Here is a 16,633-nt window from a genome sequence, read left to right as displayed (position 1 = left end):
GTGGTCAACCGAACCGCCGACACCGATTTGGGGTGACGCGGGTCATCGCGCCCGGGCCGCCGGGTGTGCGGCGCCGGCCGGCTCACCGATCACGGCGTGCAGCACGTCGTCCAGAGTGATCACGCCGAGCGGCCGCCGCCCGTCACTGACCAGGACGATGTGCAGCCGGTCCCGGCGCATGGTGAGCAGCAGGTCGGCCAGGCCCCGGTCCGGCGGCACCACGGCCAGCGGGCGGATCACCTCGGGCGGGATGGGCAGCCGGCGTTGCGTCGCGGCGTACCCGAGAACGTCCTTGACGTGAACGAAGCCCAGCACCCGCCGGGTCTCGCGCTGGACCACCGGAAAGCGCGACCGGCCGCTGCGGGTGGCCACCGCCTCCAGGGTGGCCGGTGACACGTCGTCCGCCACCGTGGTGACCCGGGACCAGGGCAGCAGCGTGTCGCCGGCGGTGCGGTTGTTGAGGCCGAGGGCGGCGTGGATGCGGGCGTACTGCTCCGAGCCGAGCAGGCCCTCGCTGCGCGCCTGGGTGACCATGCCGGCCAGCTCCTCGGCGGTGAAGACCGTCTTCACCGCCTCGCTGGTCTCGATCTTCCAGATCCGGAGGATCACCTTGGCAGCCCAGCGCATCGCGTTGAGCAGCGGCTTGGTGGCGGTGCAGAAGGCGAGCATGAACGGGCCCAGGATGAGCGCCGAGCGCTCCGGGCCGGCCAGCGTGATGTTCTTCGGCACCATCTCGCCGACCACCGTGTGCAGGAACGTCACGATCATCAGCGCCAGCACGAAGGCGATCGGGTGCACCGCGTTGTCCGGCAGCCCGATACGCGAGAACGGGCCCTCCAGCAGATGTGCCACCGTGGGCTCGGCGATCGCACCGAGGACCAGCGTGCAGATCGTGATGCCGAGCTGCGCGCCGGCGATCATCAGCGGGATCTGGTTCATCGCCGACAGCGCCCACCGGGCGGCCTTGGACGTCTCGGCGAGCGGTTCCAGCGCGGTACGCCGGGAGGCGATCAGCGCGAACTCACCGCCCACGAACAGCCCGTTGCCGACCAGCAGAACCGCCACGAACAGAAGCTCAGTCATGCCGCCGCCTCCGCTGCGCTCCAGCGTCGGCATGACTTGGAAACTGCGCCTATTGATTCGTTCGCAAGCTCACTCATCGGTGCTCTCCGCCGGCGCGACCACCCGGACCTGCTCGATCCGGTGCCGGTCGACCTGCATCACGGTGAACTCCCACCCGTCTTCCTCCAGCGATTCCCCGGCGACCGGGATGTGGCCGAGACGGGCGAGCAGGAAGCCGGCAAGCGTCTCGTACGGGCCCTCGGGCAGCCGGAAGCCGGTCTGCTCATGTGCCTCGTCCTCCCGCAGGAGGCCGTCGACCAGGAACGTCTTCTCCCCACCCGGGGCGGTCAGCTCCTGTGTGCCGGTCTCGGCGAGGTCGGTGTCGTACTCGTCGGCGATCTCCCCGACCAGTTCCTCGACCAGGTCCTCGGTGGTGACCACGCCGTCGGTGCCGCCGTACTCGTCGACCACGATGGCCAGATCGGCGCCCGCCGCCCGCAGCGCCTCCAGCACCTTGTCGAGACTCAGACTCTCCGGTACGTAGACCGGCTCCCTGGCCAGCGTGGAGACGCGAGTGGCGGCCCGGCGCTCGGGTGGCACGCCGAGGGCCTCGTTCACACCGACCACCCCGGTCACGACGTCGAGCGTGTTCTCGTACACCGGAAATCGGGTATGGCCGGTCTCCCGCGCCACCGTGATCAGATCCGCGGCGCTCGCGGTGGTCTTGAGGCCGACCACGTCGACGCGTGGCGTCATCGCCTTGGCCGCCCGTTTCTCGCCGAACCGGATGGTCCGGCGCATCAGGGTGGCGGTCTCGGCCGGCAGCGCGCCGGCCGAGGCGCTGATCGCGGCGAGCAGGCCGAGCTCCTCCGGCGAGCGGGCGCTGGCCAGCTCCTCCTGCGGTTCGATGCCGAGCCGGCGGACCAGCCAGTTGGCGGTGCCGTTGAGCGCGGCGATCAGCCACTTGAAGAGGGTCGAGAAGCCGCGCAGCGGGGTGGTGGTGCGCAGCGCGATCCCCATCGGACGGGCCAGCGCCGCGTTCTTCGGCACCAGCTCGCCGAAGAGCATCGAGATCAGGGTGGCCACGACCAGGGCGATCACGTGGGTGACGGTCCCGGTCGATGCGCCGGCCAACGGTTCCACCACGGGAGTGAGGATCTCGGAGAGCGCCGGCTCGGCCAGGTAGCCGGTGAGCAGCGCGGTCACCGTGATGCCCAGCTGCGCGCCGGAGAGCTGGAAGGAGAGTTCCTGCAGGGCGGTACGGACTTTGGCGGCGCGCCGGTCCCCGGCCTGGGCACGCGCGTCGATCTCAGCACGATCGACGGTCACCAGCCCGAACTCGGCTGCCACGAAGAACGCGTTGCCACCCGTCAGTAGCGCGAACGCGACCAGCGGGAGCACCGCGGTCAGGAGCAGGCCGTCCATGATCGCTTCACCTCGGCACTCATTGTGCCGGACCGGGACGTCCCGCACTAACCGTGCCGGGTGTGACATCCCGCCCGGGACAGGCCGATGGCCGGCCGCCTACGGCGACCGGCCATCAGTGGAGATCTCTCAGGCGTCCTTCTTGAGCGAGCGGAGCAGGACGGTGGCCACGTCGACCACCTCGACCTCTTCCTGCTTGCCCTTGCCGGTGACCCCGTCGCCGATCATCGTGTAGCAGAACGGGCAGCCCACGGCGATCGTCTTCGCGCCGGTGGCCAGGGCCTCCTCGGTGCGCTCGACGTTGATCCGCTTGCCGATCCGCTCCTCCATCCACATTCGGGCGCCGCCGGCGCCGCAGCAGAAGGAGCGTTCCTGGTTACGCGGCATCTCGACCAGGTTGGCCGTCTCGCCGAGCACCTCACGCGGGGCGTCGAAGACCCGGTTGTGCCGGCCCAGGTAGCAGGGGTCGTGGTAGGTGACGTCGCCCTCGATCGGCTGAACCGGGGTGAGCTTGCCCTCCTTGACCAGGTGCGCCAGGAGCTGGGTGTGGTGGACCACCTCGACCTTGAGACCGAGCTGCTCGTACTCGTTGCCGAGGGTGTTGAAGCAGTGCGGGCAGGTCGCGACGATCTTCTTGGTGGTGTTCTCGCCGAGCGCCTCGTTCAGCACCTCGACGTTCTGCTGGGCGAGCATCTGGAAGATGAACTCGTTGCCGATCCGGCGGGCCGGGTCGCCGGTGCAGGTCTCGCCCTCGCCGAGGATGGCGTACTTGACGCCGGCCTCGTTGAGCAGCGTGGCCACCGCGCGGGTGGTCTTCTTGGCCCGGTCCTCGAAGGCGCCGGCGCAGCCGACCCAGAACAGGTAGTCGAAGTCCTCGACCTCGCCGACCCGCGGCACCTCGAAGTCGAGGCCCTTGGTCCAGTCCTCGCGGGTGTTCTGCGGGGCGCCCCACGGGTTGCCCTTGTTCTCCAGGTTGCGCAGCATGACGCCGGCCTCGGAGGGGAAGCTCGACTCGATCAGCACCTGGTAGCGGCGCATGTCGACGATGTGGTCGATGTGCTCGATGTCGACCGGGCACTGCTCGACGCAGGCGCCGCAGGTGGTGCAGGACCAGAGCACGTCCGGGTCGATGACGCCCTGCTCCTCGGCGGTGCCGATCAGCGGGCGGTTGCCCTCGGCGAGCGCGAGGACGTCCATGTGCGCGAGCTGCGCCTCGGTGGCCTTCTCCTCGCCCATCAGGTCCTTGCCACCGCCGGCGAGCAGGTAGGGCGCCTTGGCGTAGGCGTGGTCACGCAGCGAGAGCACGAGCAGCTTCGGCGACAGCGGCTTGGCCGTGTTCCACGCCGGGCACTGCGACTGGCAGCGGCCGCACTCGGTGCAGGTGGAGAAGTCCAGCAGGCCCTTCCAGGTGAACTGCTCGACCTGGCTGACGCCGAAGAGGTCCTTCTCCGGGTCGGCCTCCTCGAAGTCGAGCGGCTTGCCCTCGCTCATCATCGGCTTCAGGGCGCCCAGGCCGGAACCGGCCGGCTTCTCCGGGCTGCGCTTGAAGTAGATGTTGAAGAACGCCAGGAAGCGGTGCCAGGCGACACCCATCGTCGGGTTCAGCGAGATGGTGATCAGCCAGGTCATCGAGATGAGGATCTTGACGAGCGCGGCCCAGGTGGCGCCGTCCTCCCAGGCCGGGAGCACCGAGCCGATGGCGTGGCTCAGCGGAGTGGCCCACAGCGGGTACTCGAAGTGCTCGGTGGCGACCTTGAAGCCCCGGATCAGGAAGCCGAAGATCAGCACGCCGACGATGACGGCCTCGACGAAGTACGCCTGCCACATGGTCGAGCCCAGGAACCGGCTTCGCTTCACGGCGCCCGGCTTCTGGCGCTGGCGGACGAACACCAGGTAGAGGATGCCGACCGTGCCGAGAATGCCGATCCACTCGGTGACCAGGCCGAAGACGACCCAGTGCCCGATGATCGGCAGGCCCAGGTCCGGGTCGACGACCTCGAAGTAGGCCTCGAGGACCAGCGACGACAGGATGACGAACGAGACCATCACGAACCAGTGGGCCGCGCCGATGGCGGACCACTTCAGCATCCTGGTGTGACCGACGGTCTCCACCAGCATGGTCTTCGTCCGGACCTTCGGCTCGGCGAATCGGGCCGGATCGGGCTGGCCCTGCCGGATCACCGCGGTGATGGTCAGGACGGCACGAACCGCCAGATAGACGGCCACCACCGTGATTGCCCCTGCTAAGACGGTGGCGATTATCTGCGCGATGCCCATCTGGTGCCTCCTCGGTCGGCGGTGCGCCAGCCTATGTTACCCACGAGTAATAGACGGGCGCGCGCCGCAGGTCAAGGCGAGGCACCCCCACGCCGAAAGCGCACCCCACGACAAGCGGGGGTGCGCTTACTTCTGCAGTTTTTCACGTGACCGCGCTATGGCGGGGTGTGAGATTCAGCGCCAGCGCGAGAGCAGGCCCAGTGAGGCCACCATGCAGCCGAAGCCCACCGCGAGGTTCCAGTACTGCCAGCTCTCCACCGGCCACTGCTGGGAGGACAGGTAGTAGACGACGAGCCACGCGATGCCGATGACGATCAGGGCGACCGCGGTGGCCGGAACCCACACCGGACTCGGCTTGTTGGACGCACCCTTGACGGCCGGGCTGATGTCCGACGGCGGGGTGTAGACCTTCTTCTTGCGAACCTGTGACTTGGGCACGGTGCTCTCCTGAGGGCAACAAGTGGTGAACAACCCACCGCTGAGCGGCTCCGGGAGTCCCGAATGCTGCCCGTGGCGAATACTGTTCGACAGCTAGCGTAGTCAAGGCGTTGTGCAGAGAGGCACCCGCCGGGGCAGGAAAATACCTCGGCGTCTGTTCTTTGAGGGGGCGGGGTGGGTTTTCGAGTGGGAGGCGACGTGGACGACGGCGCTGCCGGGGCCTCCTGGAAACTCGTTCTCCGGCGCGTCGCCCGCGGCCTCCGGCCACGGCGCGACCAGCACCGTTCCCTCTGGTCGGTGGGGGTTCCGCTGATCGCGCTGGCGGCGGGTCTGCTCTTCACCACCTCAGCGAACACCGCCGACGGTACGGCACTGCGCGACGACCGCCGCCCGAAGCTCACCCAACTGATCGCCGAGAAGCGGGACCGTCTGGCGGCCGGCGAGAAACGCGCGGCCGAGCTGCGGAAGTCGGTGGACGCCGAGACCGCCCGGCTGGCCGAACTGGGCCGCCCGGCCCTCGATCAGGCCGGCGCCCTACGTCAGTCGGCCGGCTTCTCGAAGATGCGCGGCCCGGGTCTGAGCATCACCCTCGACGACTCCCCCCGGCGTGATTCCGACTTCGGCGACAACGCTCCGGACAACGACGCTCTGGTCGTCCACCAGGGCGATGTCCAGGCCGTCGTGAACGCTCTCTGGGCTGGTGGGGCCGAGGCCATGACGATCATGGATGTCCGGGTGATCTCCACGAGCGCGGTACGCTGTGTCGGCAACACGCTGCTCCTTCACGGCCAGGTCTTCTCACCACCCTTCAAGATCACAGCGATCGGCGAACCCACAGCGCTGAGTCGCGCGTTGGAGTCGTCAGAGGGAGTCAGGCAGTTCCGGGAGGCCGTCGCCGACTTCGGGCTCGGTTACCAGGAAAAGGTGGAGAAGAACGTGACTTTGCAGGCGTACGACGGTTCGACCGATCTCCGATCGGCGCAGGCTGCCCGGTGATGGTTCCCCCGGAGTACCCGGCACGCCCGTCCGGGTCGGGCCGCCATCGCGCACCGGACAGCGACGCGCAGACCGCCTACATCCCCCGGATCACCGATGCGGCGCCCGACGGGGTGCCCGGCGGGCCACTCGCGCCGCCGATCGGGCCGGGCGGCAACGTCGACCCGCGTCCCGAGCCCACCGCGTCGCGGACCAGCGGGATCACTTTCCCCGCGAAGGCCCCCGCAAACGATCTGGGCGGCCCGACAGTGCCGATCCCCAACCGGACCCCCACTCCGGCGGTCCCACCGCCCAGCGAGCCGCTGAGCCCGCCCGCGGACCCGGCGGCGGTCACCGCCGGGGCGCCCACCGCCGGGCGGCAGCCCAGTGACCGCTGGTCGCGCACCGAGCCGGCCTGGCCCCCGCCGGAGGTGCCCGGCTCCCCCAGCGGGACCACCGCCTGGCTGCCCACGGCGGGCACACCGGCGCAGCCCTGGACGGCCGGCCCGACACGGGACCCGAGCGTCACCACGGTCATCCGTACGGTGGACGCTCCGACCGGCATTCTCCCGACGATCCCGGAGAAACCCGCGAAGAGCGCGGCGGATGCCGCCCGGGAGGCGGCCGGGCCGGACGCCGCGCTCGGAGCCGCACCGGTGACCACCACTGCCGGAGCAGGCTCCGGTGGCGGCCCGACCGGCGCCGGCGCACCGGACCCGGACACCGCGGAGCCCGCCAAGGCGAAGCGGGGCGAGCGGGTGGTCCAGCTGCGGCCGGAGCAGACCGGCGAGGGCTACAAGAGCGTCTATTCGGAGCTGACCCGCCCCACCATCGGCACCCGGATCCGGACCGCCGTCCGCACCTCCGGCGAAATCATGATCACTTTCGGTCTGGTGGTGCTGCTCTTCGCCGGCTATCAGGTCTTCGGAAACTCCGCGGCGGTGCAGGCCGAGCAGGACAACCTCGGCGAGGAACTGGACCAGGCCTGGGCCGACCCGACCGTGGCGCCGACCGCGAGCACGGCGGTCAAGGGCCCCAAGGCGCCCGGCGCCAACCTGGTCGGCCGCCTCTACATCCCGAAGTTCGACAAGAAGTGGGTGGTCGTCGACGGCGTGCAGCCCGACGACATCCGGTACGCGCCGGGCCACTACCCGGAGACCGCGAAACCCGGGAAGGTCGGCAACTTCTCGGTCGCCGGCCACCGGATCAAGAAGATCTTCTGGCGCCTCGACGAACTCCAGCCCGGCGACGTGATCGGCGTCGAGACCCGGGAGAGCTGGTTCGTCTACCGCGTCTACGACCAGGAGATCGTGAAGCCGAACCAGGTCGAGGTGGTCGCCGCGGTCCCCGGCAGGCCCAAGGCGAAACCCACCAAGGCGCTGCTCACGCTGACCACCTGCAACCCGAAGTTCAACAACTACCAGCGCCTGGTCGTCCACGCCGAACTGGTCCAGACCGTCCCCCGGGATCAGGCCCTGCCCGACGCCGGCATGCCGGCCGAGATGAAGGCATAACGGATGTACGCATGGATCTGGCGCAAGCTGCCGGGCGGCGGCTGGAGCAAGCTGACCATGTCACTGGCACTGGTCTCGGTGGTCGGGCTGCTGCTCTGGTACGTGGTGTTCCCGTGGGCCACCCCGCTGCTGCCGTTCGACGACGTCCAGGTGGAGGCCGGCACCGGGGAGGACGCCGGTGGCACGACCGTCGTCCCGGGTGACGACGAGCTTCCCTACAGCACGACCTCCAATCAACCGCAGCCCAGCCCCAGCAGGTGATGACGTGCGCATTCTGGTGATCGACAACTACGACTCGTTCGTTTTCAACCTGGTGCAGTACCTTGGCCAGCTCGGCGCCGACTGCGAGGTGCGGCGCAACGACGAGATCTCGGTGGCCGAGGTGGGCGGCTTCGGCGCGGCCGGCATCCTGCTGTCGCCCGGCCCCGGCGAGCCGACCCGCGCCGGGATCATGATGGACGTCATCCGGGAGTACGCCGGGAAGATCCCGATGTTCGGTGTCTGCCTGGGCCATCAGGCGATCGGCGCCGCGTTCGGGGCGACCGTGGCCCGCGCCCCCGAACTGCTGCACGGCAAGACGTCCGACGTGCGCCACAGCGGCGTGGGTGTGCTCGCCGGGCTGCCCGACCCGTTCACCGCGACCCGCTACCACTCGCTCGCCGTCGTGCCGGAGACCCTGCCCGCGGAGATCGAGGTGACCGGCACGACCGAGTCCGGCGTGGTGATGGCGATGCGGCACCGCGAGCTGCCGATCGAGGGCGTGCAGTTCCACCCGGAGTCGGTGCTGACCGAAGGCGGTCACACCATGCTGGCGAACTGGCTGGCCGCGTGCGGCCTGCCGTCCGCCCTGGAGAAGGCCCCGGCGCTGGCCGCCGAGGTGGAGACCCGCCGCCGCGCCGCCTTCGCCACCGCCTGACCTGGGAATACGAAAAGGCCGGGGGATTCCCCCGGCCTTTCGTGGTCGTACGTCTCAGTCGAATTCCACGCCCGCGCCCGTGCCGGTCGTATCGGGCGACGGGGAACCGCTGGGGTTCGGCTCTGCCTCGGCGATCACCTGAAGCTTGACCTGCGTATTCTTCTTCACCTTCTTGCCGGGCTTCGGGTCCTGGCTGATCACAGTGCCCGGCTCGCCGTCGGCCTGGACGAAGACCACGTCGAAGGTCAGGAAGTTCGCCTCCAGCAGGGCCTCGGCGGCCTCCTGGGAGCGGTTCAGCACCTCCGGCACGACCACCAGGTTGTTGTTGGACACCTTGACCGTGATCGTGGTGCCGGGCGCGACCTTCTCGCCCTCGCTCTCGACCTCGAGAACCTGGCCCTTCTCGGCCACGCTGTCGATACTGCGGAAGTCCACCTCGAGACCGAGGCCCTCCAGGGTCTTCTTGGCCGAGGCGCTGGTGCCACCCACCAGGCCCTCCGGCACGGGCACCTCGTCCGGCTTGCTGCACACCTGGTAGGTCACCTGCTGGGTGAGCTCCGTGGTGGTACCGGCGTCCGGGAACTGCTTGGCGATCTTGCCGTCACAGTCCTCACCGGTCGTCGGCTTCTGCGGGGCAATGTTGGTCAACTTCACCCGGGCCAGCTCCGCGTTCGCCTGGTCCACGGTGAGCCCCACCAGCGTCGGCATGGGGACCGCTTGCGGCTCGTTGTTGGTGGGCGTCTTGTCGCGATCCATCGCCAGGGCCACACCGAGAACCACCACGACCAGTACGGCCACGCCGGCCACCGCGGCCATCACCCACGACGACCGGCTCTCCGGCTTCTGGGGCGCGCCCATCCCCGGCGAGACCGGCCGCTGCATGGTGGTGGCGGCCTGCGGCTGCCACTGCTGGCGCGGGCCGCCGGTCATCGCCACGGTCTCGGCCTGGCTCATCACCGGGGTGGCCATCACCGGGCGGCCGGAGACGGCACGCAACGCGTCGGCGCGCATCTCCTGGGCGCTCTGGTAACGGTTGAGCGGGTTCTTGGCCAGCGCTTTCAGCACGATCGCGTCGATGTCCGGCGGGATGTCGCGGTTGATCGAGCTGGGCGTCCGCGGGTCCTCCCGGACGTGCTGGTAGGCCACGCTCACCGGGCTGTCACCGACGAACGGCGGGTGGCCGATGACCAGCTCGAAGAGGACGCAACCGGCGGCGTACACATCGGACCGGGCGTCGACCGACTCGCCGCGCGCCTGCTCCGGGGAAAGGTACTGCGCCGTGCCGATGACCGCGCTGGTCTGCGTCATCGTGGTGGCGCCGCTGGCCAGCGCCCGGGCGATGCCGAAGTCCATCACCTTGACCTGGCCGTTCTGCGTGATCATCACGTTGCCGGGCTTGATGTCCCGGTGGATGATCCCGTGCCGGTGGCTGAACTCCAGGGCGGCGTCGATGTCGGCGATGATCTCGAGGGCCCGGCGTGGCTGGAGGCGCTGCTCCTGGGCGAGCACCTCCTTGAGGGTCCGTCCGTTGACGAACTCCATCACGATGAACGGGAGCTTCTCGCCGGTGGCCGACACCTCTTCACCGGTGTCGTAGACAGCGACGATGGCGGGGTGGTTCAGCGCCGCGGAGTTCTGCGCCTCACGGCGGAACCGCTCCTGGAACGTGGCGTCGCGAGCCAGGTCGGTACGCAGCATCTTGATCGCGACGTCGCGCCCGAGCCGGAGGTCACGGCCACGGTGCACCTCAGCCATGCCGCCGTAGCCGAGCAGCTCGCCGACCTGGTACCTGCCGCCGAGCAGGCGGGCCTGCGCCGTCATAACGTCTGTCGTCCTTCGTTCGGTCGGATCCAGCCGAGCTGGGCATCGGCTTTCGTAAGACGGTACGACGCCACCGACACAGGGTCAGCGACCACGCCCGAGCGGAGGATAGCCGGGGAGCTGCTGTGATAGCCCAGCGTGTTGCTCCCGACGGTGGTGCCGTTGCCATGTCGTAACAGGAAAGAGATGACCCCGGCGCAGAGCAGCACCAGGAGCGCCAGTACGACGGCGAGGACAACCAGCACCTGGCGTCCGAAGGAGCTCTCCGGCTTGGCGGCCGGAGGATGGTAGGCGTTGACCGGCGGAGCCGACTGCTGCCGGTAGGGGGCCGGCGACATCGGTGGCGCCACCGGCGGTGGGACCGGCACCGACGCCGCTCCCCGGGCACCGGAGACCGGCCGGGGCACCGCGGCCCGGGCCGCCCCCGCGGTGGGGCCGCCGGACTGCGGACGGTTCATCGGCGGCGCCGGGCTGACCGGCGGGGCCGGCTGAACGACCGGCTGCTGCACGTTCGTGGTCAGCGAGGACGCCGCCTGCCGGGCCACCGCGGCCATCGCCGAGGCGCTGGGCCAGCGGGCCGCCGGGTCCTTGGCCATGGCGCGTTCCACGATGGCGCGGACCGCGGGCGGGATGTCGCCGGGCAGCGGCCGCGGGGTCTCCCGGACGTGCTTCATGGCGATCTCGATCGGGGTCGCGCCGTCGAACGGGCGGTGGCCGGAGAGGCACTGGTAGGCGACGACACCGAGGGCGTACACATCGGAGGCCGGGGTGGCGACGTCGCCGGCGGCCTGCTCCGGGGAGATGTACGACGCCGTGCCCAGCACCGCGCCGGCCACGGTGAGCTGGCCCACGAGTGCCGAGCGGGCGATGCCGAAGTCGGTCAGGACCAGGGTGCCGTTCGGGCGTACCAGAAGGTTTCCGGGTTTGACGTCGCGATGCACGATGCCGTTGCCGTGTGCGGCCTGGAGCGCGTCGGCGGCCTGCGCGACAAGCGCCATGGTCCGTGCCGGCGTCAGCCGGCCCACCCGGCTCAGCGTCCGGGAGAGGGCGTCACCCTCGATGTACTCCATGACCAGGAACGCGATCTGCTGGTCGCTGCCGTAGTCGTAGACGTCCACGACGCCCGGGTGGTTGATGGTCGCCATGGTCCGGGCCTCACCGCGGAACCGCTCGGCGAAGCCCGGCTCGTCGAGCAGGGCGGGCAGCAGGATCTTGACCGCGACGGTACGGCCCAGCACGTCATCCGTGCCGCGCCAGACGTCGCCCATGCCGCCCCCGGCGATCCGCTCTTCCAAGCGGTATCGCCCCCCGAGCGTGACCCCCGGGCGGATCATGTCAGTTCCCTCCCTGGCCCGCGGCGGCCTTCATGATGAGCCCGGCGATCCGGGCAGCCTCGGCACTCGCGTGCCCGCCGGGCACGTTCTCCAGCATGACGCACACCGCGGAGACCGGTTTGCCGTCCTCATCAAGGGCGTAGCCGACGAACCACCCGTGCGGGTCGGCGCCCGCGACGTTCTGTGCGGTACCGGTCTTGCCTCCGACGGTGAGCCCGGAGATCCGCGCGTTCTTGCCGGTGCCCTCCTCGACGACGCTCTGCATCATCTCCTGGAGGTCCTTCGCGACCGAGGAGTCGATCGGCTGGCGCAGTTCCTTCGGCTTGGCCGTGTAGATCGTCCGGCGGTCCGAGTCGAGCTGCTGTTGCACCAGGTAGGGCTGCATCTGGCTGCCGTTGTTGGCGACCGTCGCGGCGATCAGGGCGCCCTGTAGCGGGGTCATCCGGACGTCGCGCTGGCCGAGCGAGGACTGGGCCAGCGCGGCCTTGTCCACGGAGCCGTCCTCGTTCGCGATGGCGCCGGTCCGGCTGGCCGCCACCGACAGGCCCTTCTTGCTCTCCAGGTCGCCGACGATGAGGCCCTCGTCCTCGAAGCCCCACTTCTTCGCTGTGTCGATCACCACATCGCGGCCGAGCTTCACGCCGAGCCGCGAGAACGCGGTGTTACAGCTCGTGGTCAGGGCTTCCTTGAGCGTGATCGTGCTGCCGGGGCAGACCTCGTCCTCGGAGTTGCGGATCGTCGCGCCGCCCTCCTGGTAGACGCTGCCCGCCTGAAGCTCGCTGCCGATGTTGTAGTTGTGCTCCAGCGCGGCCGCCGAGACGATCACCTTGAACACCGAGCCGGGTGGCAGGGTGTTCGCCACCGCACGGTTCAGCAGCGGCTTGTCCTTGTCGGCCTCGAGCTTGTCGTAGGCCTGCCGGGCCGCCGCCGTGTCGTGGCTGACCAGCGGGTTCGGGTTGTAGCTCGGCATCGACACCATGGCCTGCACGGCGCCGGTGGCCGGATCGATCGCGACCGCCGCGCCCTTGGTGACACCGCGCTCGTTGTCGGTCATCTGCTTCCAGGCGACCTCCTGCGCACGCGGGTTGATCGACAGGACGATGTTGCCGCCGCTGGTGCTGTCACCGGTGAACATGTCGCTGAGCCGGTCCGCGAAGAGCTTGTCGCTGGCGCCGGAGAGGATGTCGTTCTCGGCCGCCTCGATGCCGACCGCGGCGCCGTCCACCGGCTTGTAGCCGAGGATCGGCGCGTAGATCTCCTTCTTCGGGTAGACCCGCTGGTACTTCAGCTCGCCCTCGGTCTCGGTGTTCTGGGCGAGGGCGACACCGCCGGCCGCCTCGATCGAACCGCGGGGGCGTTCGTACTCCGCGACCTGGACCCGCTGGTTGCGCGGATCGGTGCGGTATTCGTCGGCCTTGTACGCCTGGATCCAGTTGAGATTGGCGAAGATCAGGCCGAACAGGACGAGGATGACGACGCCGGAGCGTCGGAGGGGGGCGTTCACGGCTTGATCACCTCCGTCATGGCGCCGTGCAACTGGGTGGGTGCCTTCTTCGGGCCGCTGGTCCGCTCGGCGATGCTGTTCGCCGGCCGGCGCGCGGCATCGGAGATCCGCAACAGCATGGCGATGAGCAACCAGTTCGCCATCAGCGACGAGCCGCCGGCGGAGAGGAACGGGGTGGTCTGGCCGGTCAGCGGGATGAGGCCGGTGATGCCGCCGAGGATGACGAAGACCTGCAGGCCGAGGGTGAAGGCCAGACCGCCGGCGACCAGCTTGCCGAACGAGTCGCGGACCGCCAGCGCGGCGTGCAGGCCACGCTCCACGATCAGCAGGTAGATGACCAGCAGCGCGGCGAGCCCGAACAGGCCGATCTCCTCACCGAGGCCGGCGAAGATGAAGTCGGTCCGGACCTCGGGCACCTTGCCCGGCGAGCCGGCGCCCGGCCCGGTGCCGAAGAGGCCGCCGGTGCCGAGCCCGAGCAGACCCTGGACCAGCTGGTAGCTGTTGCCGCTCTCGCGCGTGTAGTTCTCCTGGGAGAACGGGTCGAGCCACAGCTCGGCGCGGTCGTAGAAGTTCGCGAACGGGCCGCCGATCGCGGCGCCCAGCAGGTACGCCACGTAGACGCCGCCGAAGAACAGGACCAGGCCGATGATCAGCCAGCTGGACCGCTCGGTGGCGACGTAGAGCGTGACGACGAAGAGCCCGAAGTACAGCAGGGCGGTGCCGAGGTCCTTCTCGAAGACGAGGACGAGGAGGCTGAACAGCCACACCGTGAGGACCGGGCCCAGGTCCCGGCCACGCGGGAAGTCGATGCCGAGGAAGCGGTGGCTCGCCAGCGACAGGACCTCGCGCTTGCGCACCAGGTAGTACGCGAAGAAGGAGACCAGGGCGAGCTTGGCGAACTCACCCGGCTGGATCGAGACCGACCCCAACCGGATCCACAGCTTCGCGCCGTTGACCTCGGAGATGCTGCTGGGCAGCACCGCCGGGATCATCATCAGCACGATGCCGACAAGGCCCAGGGTGTACGCGTACCGCGAGATCACCTTGTGGTCGCGCAGCAGCAGGAGCAGCACCGCCGCCAGGATCAGCGACAGCAGCGTCCAGGCCAGCTGACGGCCGCCGGTCTCGGCGAAGAACCCCGGCACGGGCTCGTCGTTGGCGATCGCCCGGGCGATGTCGAGGCGGCGCAGGAACGCCACCCCGATGCCGTTGATCAGCGCCACCGCCGGCAGCAGCACCGGGTCGGCGAACGGCGCGGTGAACCGGACGACCACGTGCAGGCCGAGGAACAGGATGCCGATCAGCGCGGCCGGCACCCAGAAGTTCGGCCGGATCTCGTCGAACTGGTTCGCCTCCACCGTCGCGCCGAACGCGGCGACGAGGAGCATGGCGAAGGCGAGCAGTCCGAGCTCGGCGTTGCGGCGCGTCTTCCATTGCCGGATACGCGACATCTCGCCCGTGGAGGCGGGTGTCGGAGCCGGTACGGCGGGCGCGGTCAAGAATTTCCCCAGACGTGTAGGCCGTGTGTTCAGTCGACGGTCCGGCACCCGACCGGGTCGACGCTCGGCGGAGCACTTTCCGAGGCGGCGGCGGACGGGGCCGGCGTGGTCTTCGCCGGCGTTGCCGAGGCGGAGGCCGACGGTGCGACACCGGCGGCGTTGCAGATCGGCTTGAGGTTCGGGTTCGACGGCTCCTCGCTGGTCAGGCCGGCCAGCGTGGAACGGGCGGCGGCCTGGTTGTCGGCGTGGATGCCCTGCTTGACGCGCTCCTGGGCGACCGGCGTGAGGTCTTCCAGGCTGACCTGGCTGGTCTCACTCACGGTCGACAGGTCGACCCCGGCGATCTGGCCCGGCACGCCCTGGAAGATGGCGAGCTGACCCGCGTCGGTAGCGCCGACGTAGTACTGGTCCTGGGTGTACTTCCAGCCCAGCCACAGGCCGCCGCCGAGCACTCCGAGCAGCACCAGCACCATGAGCGCGGTCCGGACCGGGTGGCCGGAGGGCTCCGGGTCCCGGTCGTAGCCGTTGGTGGCCGGTTCCGGTTGGGCCGGGCGGGGCTGCGGCTTGAGCGCCGCGGCCCGGGCCGCCGAGGTGGAGCTGTCGGCCACCGTGGTGTTGCCCCGGTCGAGGGAGGCCGCGCCGCCCACGATCGGCGCCTGCTCGACGATGCCGTCGATGGCGTCGGCGATGATCACGGTGATGTTGTCCGGCCCGCCACCGCGGAGGGCCAGTTGCACCAGCCGCTCCACGCACGCCTTCGGGTCGGTGAGCTCACGCATGGTCTGCGCGATCGTCTCCCCGCTGACCACGCCGGAGAGCCCGTCGCTGCAGATCAGGTAGCGGTCGCCCTTGAGCACCTGGCGCACTGAGTACTCGGGGTCGATGTCCCGGCCGTCCAGCGCCCGGGTGAGCAGCGACCGCTGTGGGTGGCTGCTCGCCTCCTCGGGGCTGACCCGGCCCTCGTCGACCAGCATCTGGACGTACGTGTCGTCCTTGGTGATCTGCGAGAACTCACCCTTGCGCAGCAGGTACGCACGGGAGTCCCCGATGTGCACCATGCCGAACTTGCTGCCGGAGAAGAGGACCGCGGTGAGCGTGGTCCCCATCCCCTCCAGCTGAGGGTTGGCGTCGACGGTGTCCCGCAACTGTTGGTTGGCGGTCCCGACGGCGTGCCGGAGCGCGTCGACCATGGCATCCCCGGGGACGTCTTCGTCGAGTGGCGCCATGGCGGCGATAACGATGTTGGACGCGACGTCACCGGCGGCCATGCCGCCCATGCCGTCCGCGACAGCGAGAAGTCGCGGCCCGGCGTAGACGGAGTCCTGGTTCAGGTCTCGGATCAGACCGCGGTCGCTCTGAGCGGCATAGCGCAGGGTCAGGGTCATGGCCGTAACTCGAGAGAAGTGCGCCCGATCCGGATCGGAACGCCAAGGGGGACTGGAGTGGGTCCGGAGACCTTACCGCGATCAAGGTACGTGCCGTTGGTCGAGCCGAGGTCCTCCACGAACCACTGGCCTTCACGGGGCACCAACCGGGCGTGCCGGGCCGACGCGAAGTCATCCGTGATGACGAGCGTCGAGTCCTCGGCGCGGCCGATCGCGATCGGGGCTTCACCGAGCGTGATGCGGGTGCCGGCCAGTTGACCGGCGGTCACGACGAGTTGCCGCGCCGCCTTACCGCGTTTCGCCTTCGCCGGCCGGCCCTGGAGCACCGCGCCACCCACCCCCCGAGGGCTGGCGACGATGCTCTTGGACCGGCCACCGGCGAAGAGATCCCGCCGGATGACCCCGACCACCGTGAACACGAAGATCCACAGAAGGATGAGGAAACCGAACCGGGCGACGGTGAGGACGAATTCGGGCAAGGTC

At 69.7% G+C, this 16,633-nt stretch carries 14 protein-coding genes; 4 read left to right on the top strand and 10 right to left on the bottom strand.

All coding sequences use genetic code 11. The features are described 5' to 3' along the window. Positions 1-42: 42 nt before the first annotated feature. The 4 genes from IEZ13_RS20885 to IEZ13_RS20870 form a co-directional block, all read right to left on the bottom strand. Positions 43-1,083, bottom strand: a complete 1,041-nt coding sequence (locus IEZ13_RS20885) for a hemolysin family protein (protein ID WP_183225783.1) — start codon at positions 1,081-1,083, stop codon at positions 43-45. 69 nt (positions 1,084-1,152) lie between these two features. Then, positions 1,153-2,487, bottom strand: coding sequence for a hemolysin family protein (locus IEZ13_RS20880; protein ID WP_183225784.1), 1,335 nt, complete (start codon positions 2,485-2,487; stop codon positions 1,153-1,155). Between the two features lie 129 nt (positions 2,488-2,616). Further along, positions 2,617-4,764 (bottom strand): (Fe-S)-binding protein, encoded by a 2,148-nt coding sequence (locus tag IEZ13_RS20875; RefSeq protein ID WP_183225785.1) that lies wholly within the window; start codon positions 4,762-4,764, stop codon positions 2,617-2,619. Positions 4,765-4,938: 174 nt separating this feature from the next. Next, positions 4,939-5,202, bottom strand: coding sequence for a cell division protein CrgA (locus IEZ13_RS20870; protein WP_183225786.1), 264 nt, complete (start codon positions 5,200-5,202; stop codon positions 4,939-4,941). 198 nt (positions 5,203-5,400) lie between these two features. Between IEZ13_RS20870 and IEZ13_RS20865 the strand changes: the two genes are divergently transcribed. The 4 genes from IEZ13_RS20865 to IEZ13_RS20850 are packed head-to-tail and all read left to right on the top strand — an operon-like array spanning position 5,401 to position 8,607. Continuing rightward, a complete protein-coding gene (locus IEZ13_RS20865) occupies positions 5,401-6,198 on the top strand; it encodes a DUF881 domain-containing protein (RefSeq protein ID WP_183225787.1) in 798 nt (265 codons plus the stop codon). After that, the gene (locus tag IEZ13_RS46655) at positions 6,198-7,691 is read left to right on the top strand and encodes a class E sortase (RefSeq protein ID WP_203833960.1); all 1,494 of its coding nucleotides are present in this window, start codon (positions 6,198-6,200) and stop codon (positions 7,689-7,691) included. Before IEZ13_RS20865 ends, IEZ13_RS46655 begins: the two co-directional genes overlap by 1 nt. A gap of 3 nt (positions 7,692-7,694) precedes the next feature. Next, positions 7,695-7,952 carry a hypothetical protein gene (locus IEZ13_RS20855; protein WP_183225788.1) on the top strand — a complete coding sequence of 86 codons (258 nt, stop codon included), beginning with the start codon at positions 7,695-7,697 and terminating at the stop codon, positions 7,950-7,952. A 4-nt stretch (positions 7,953-7,956) separates the two neighbouring features. Further along, a complete protein-coding gene (locus IEZ13_RS20850) occupies positions 7,957-8,607 on the top strand; it encodes an aminodeoxychorismate/anthranilate synthase component II (protein ID WP_183225789.1) in 651 nt (216 codons plus the stop codon). A 54-nt stretch (positions 8,608-8,661) separates the two neighbouring features. Here IEZ13_RS20850 and pknB read toward each other — a convergent pair whose 3' ends face one another. The 6 genes from pknB to IEZ13_RS20820 form a co-directional block, all read right to left on the bottom strand. Further along, positions 8,662-10,428 (bottom strand): Stk1 family PASTA domain-containing Ser/Thr kinase, encoded by a 1,767-nt coding sequence (gene pknB / locus IEZ13_RS20845; protein ID WP_183225790.1) that lies wholly within the window; start codon positions 10,426-10,428, stop codon positions 8,662-8,664. After that, positions 10,425-11,762: a serine/threonine-protein kinase gene (locus tag IEZ13_RS20840; RefSeq protein WP_183225791.1), complete on the bottom strand. Its 1,338-nt coding sequence runs from the start codon at positions 11,760-11,762 to the stop codon at positions 10,425-10,427. The genes pknB and IEZ13_RS20840 overlap by 4 nt, the downstream gene beginning before the upstream one ends. Position 11,763: 1 nt before the next feature. Next, entirely contained in the window at positions 11,764-13,266 is a 1,503-nt protein-coding gene (locus IEZ13_RS20835; RefSeq protein WP_183225792.1) for a peptidoglycan D,D-transpeptidase FtsI family protein, read from the bottom strand. Continuing rightward, positions 13,263-14,717: an FtsW/RodA/SpoVE family cell cycle protein gene (locus IEZ13_RS20830; RefSeq protein WP_183225793.1), complete on the bottom strand. Its 1,455-nt coding sequence runs from the start codon at positions 14,715-14,717 to the stop codon at positions 13,263-13,265. The genes IEZ13_RS20835 and IEZ13_RS20830 overlap by 4 nt, the downstream gene beginning before the upstream one ends. A gap of 77 nt (positions 14,718-14,794) precedes the next feature. Then, positions 14,795-16,150 (bottom strand): PP2C family protein-serine/threonine phosphatase, encoded by a 1,356-nt coding sequence (locus tag IEZ13_RS20825; protein WP_183225794.1) that lies wholly within the window; start codon positions 16,148-16,150, stop codon positions 14,795-14,797. Then, positions 16,147-16,629 carry an FHA domain-containing protein FhaB/FipA gene (locus tag IEZ13_RS20820; RefSeq protein WP_183225795.1) on the bottom strand — a complete coding sequence of 161 codons (483 nt, stop codon included), beginning with the start codon at positions 16,627-16,629 and terminating at the stop codon, positions 16,147-16,149. The genes IEZ13_RS20825 and IEZ13_RS20820 overlap by 4 nt, the downstream gene beginning before the upstream one ends. Positions 16,630-16,633 lie beyond the last annotated feature (4 nt).

This window comes from Actinoplanes campanulatus, assembly GCF_014647795.1.
GTDB classification, from domain to species: domain Bacteria; phylum Actinomycetota; class Actinomycetes; order Mycobacteriales; family Micromonosporaceae; genus Actinoplanes; species Actinoplanes campanulatus.
Note: the sequence above shows the minus strand (reverse complement) of the source record. Positions and strands in the feature narration are given on the sequence as shown.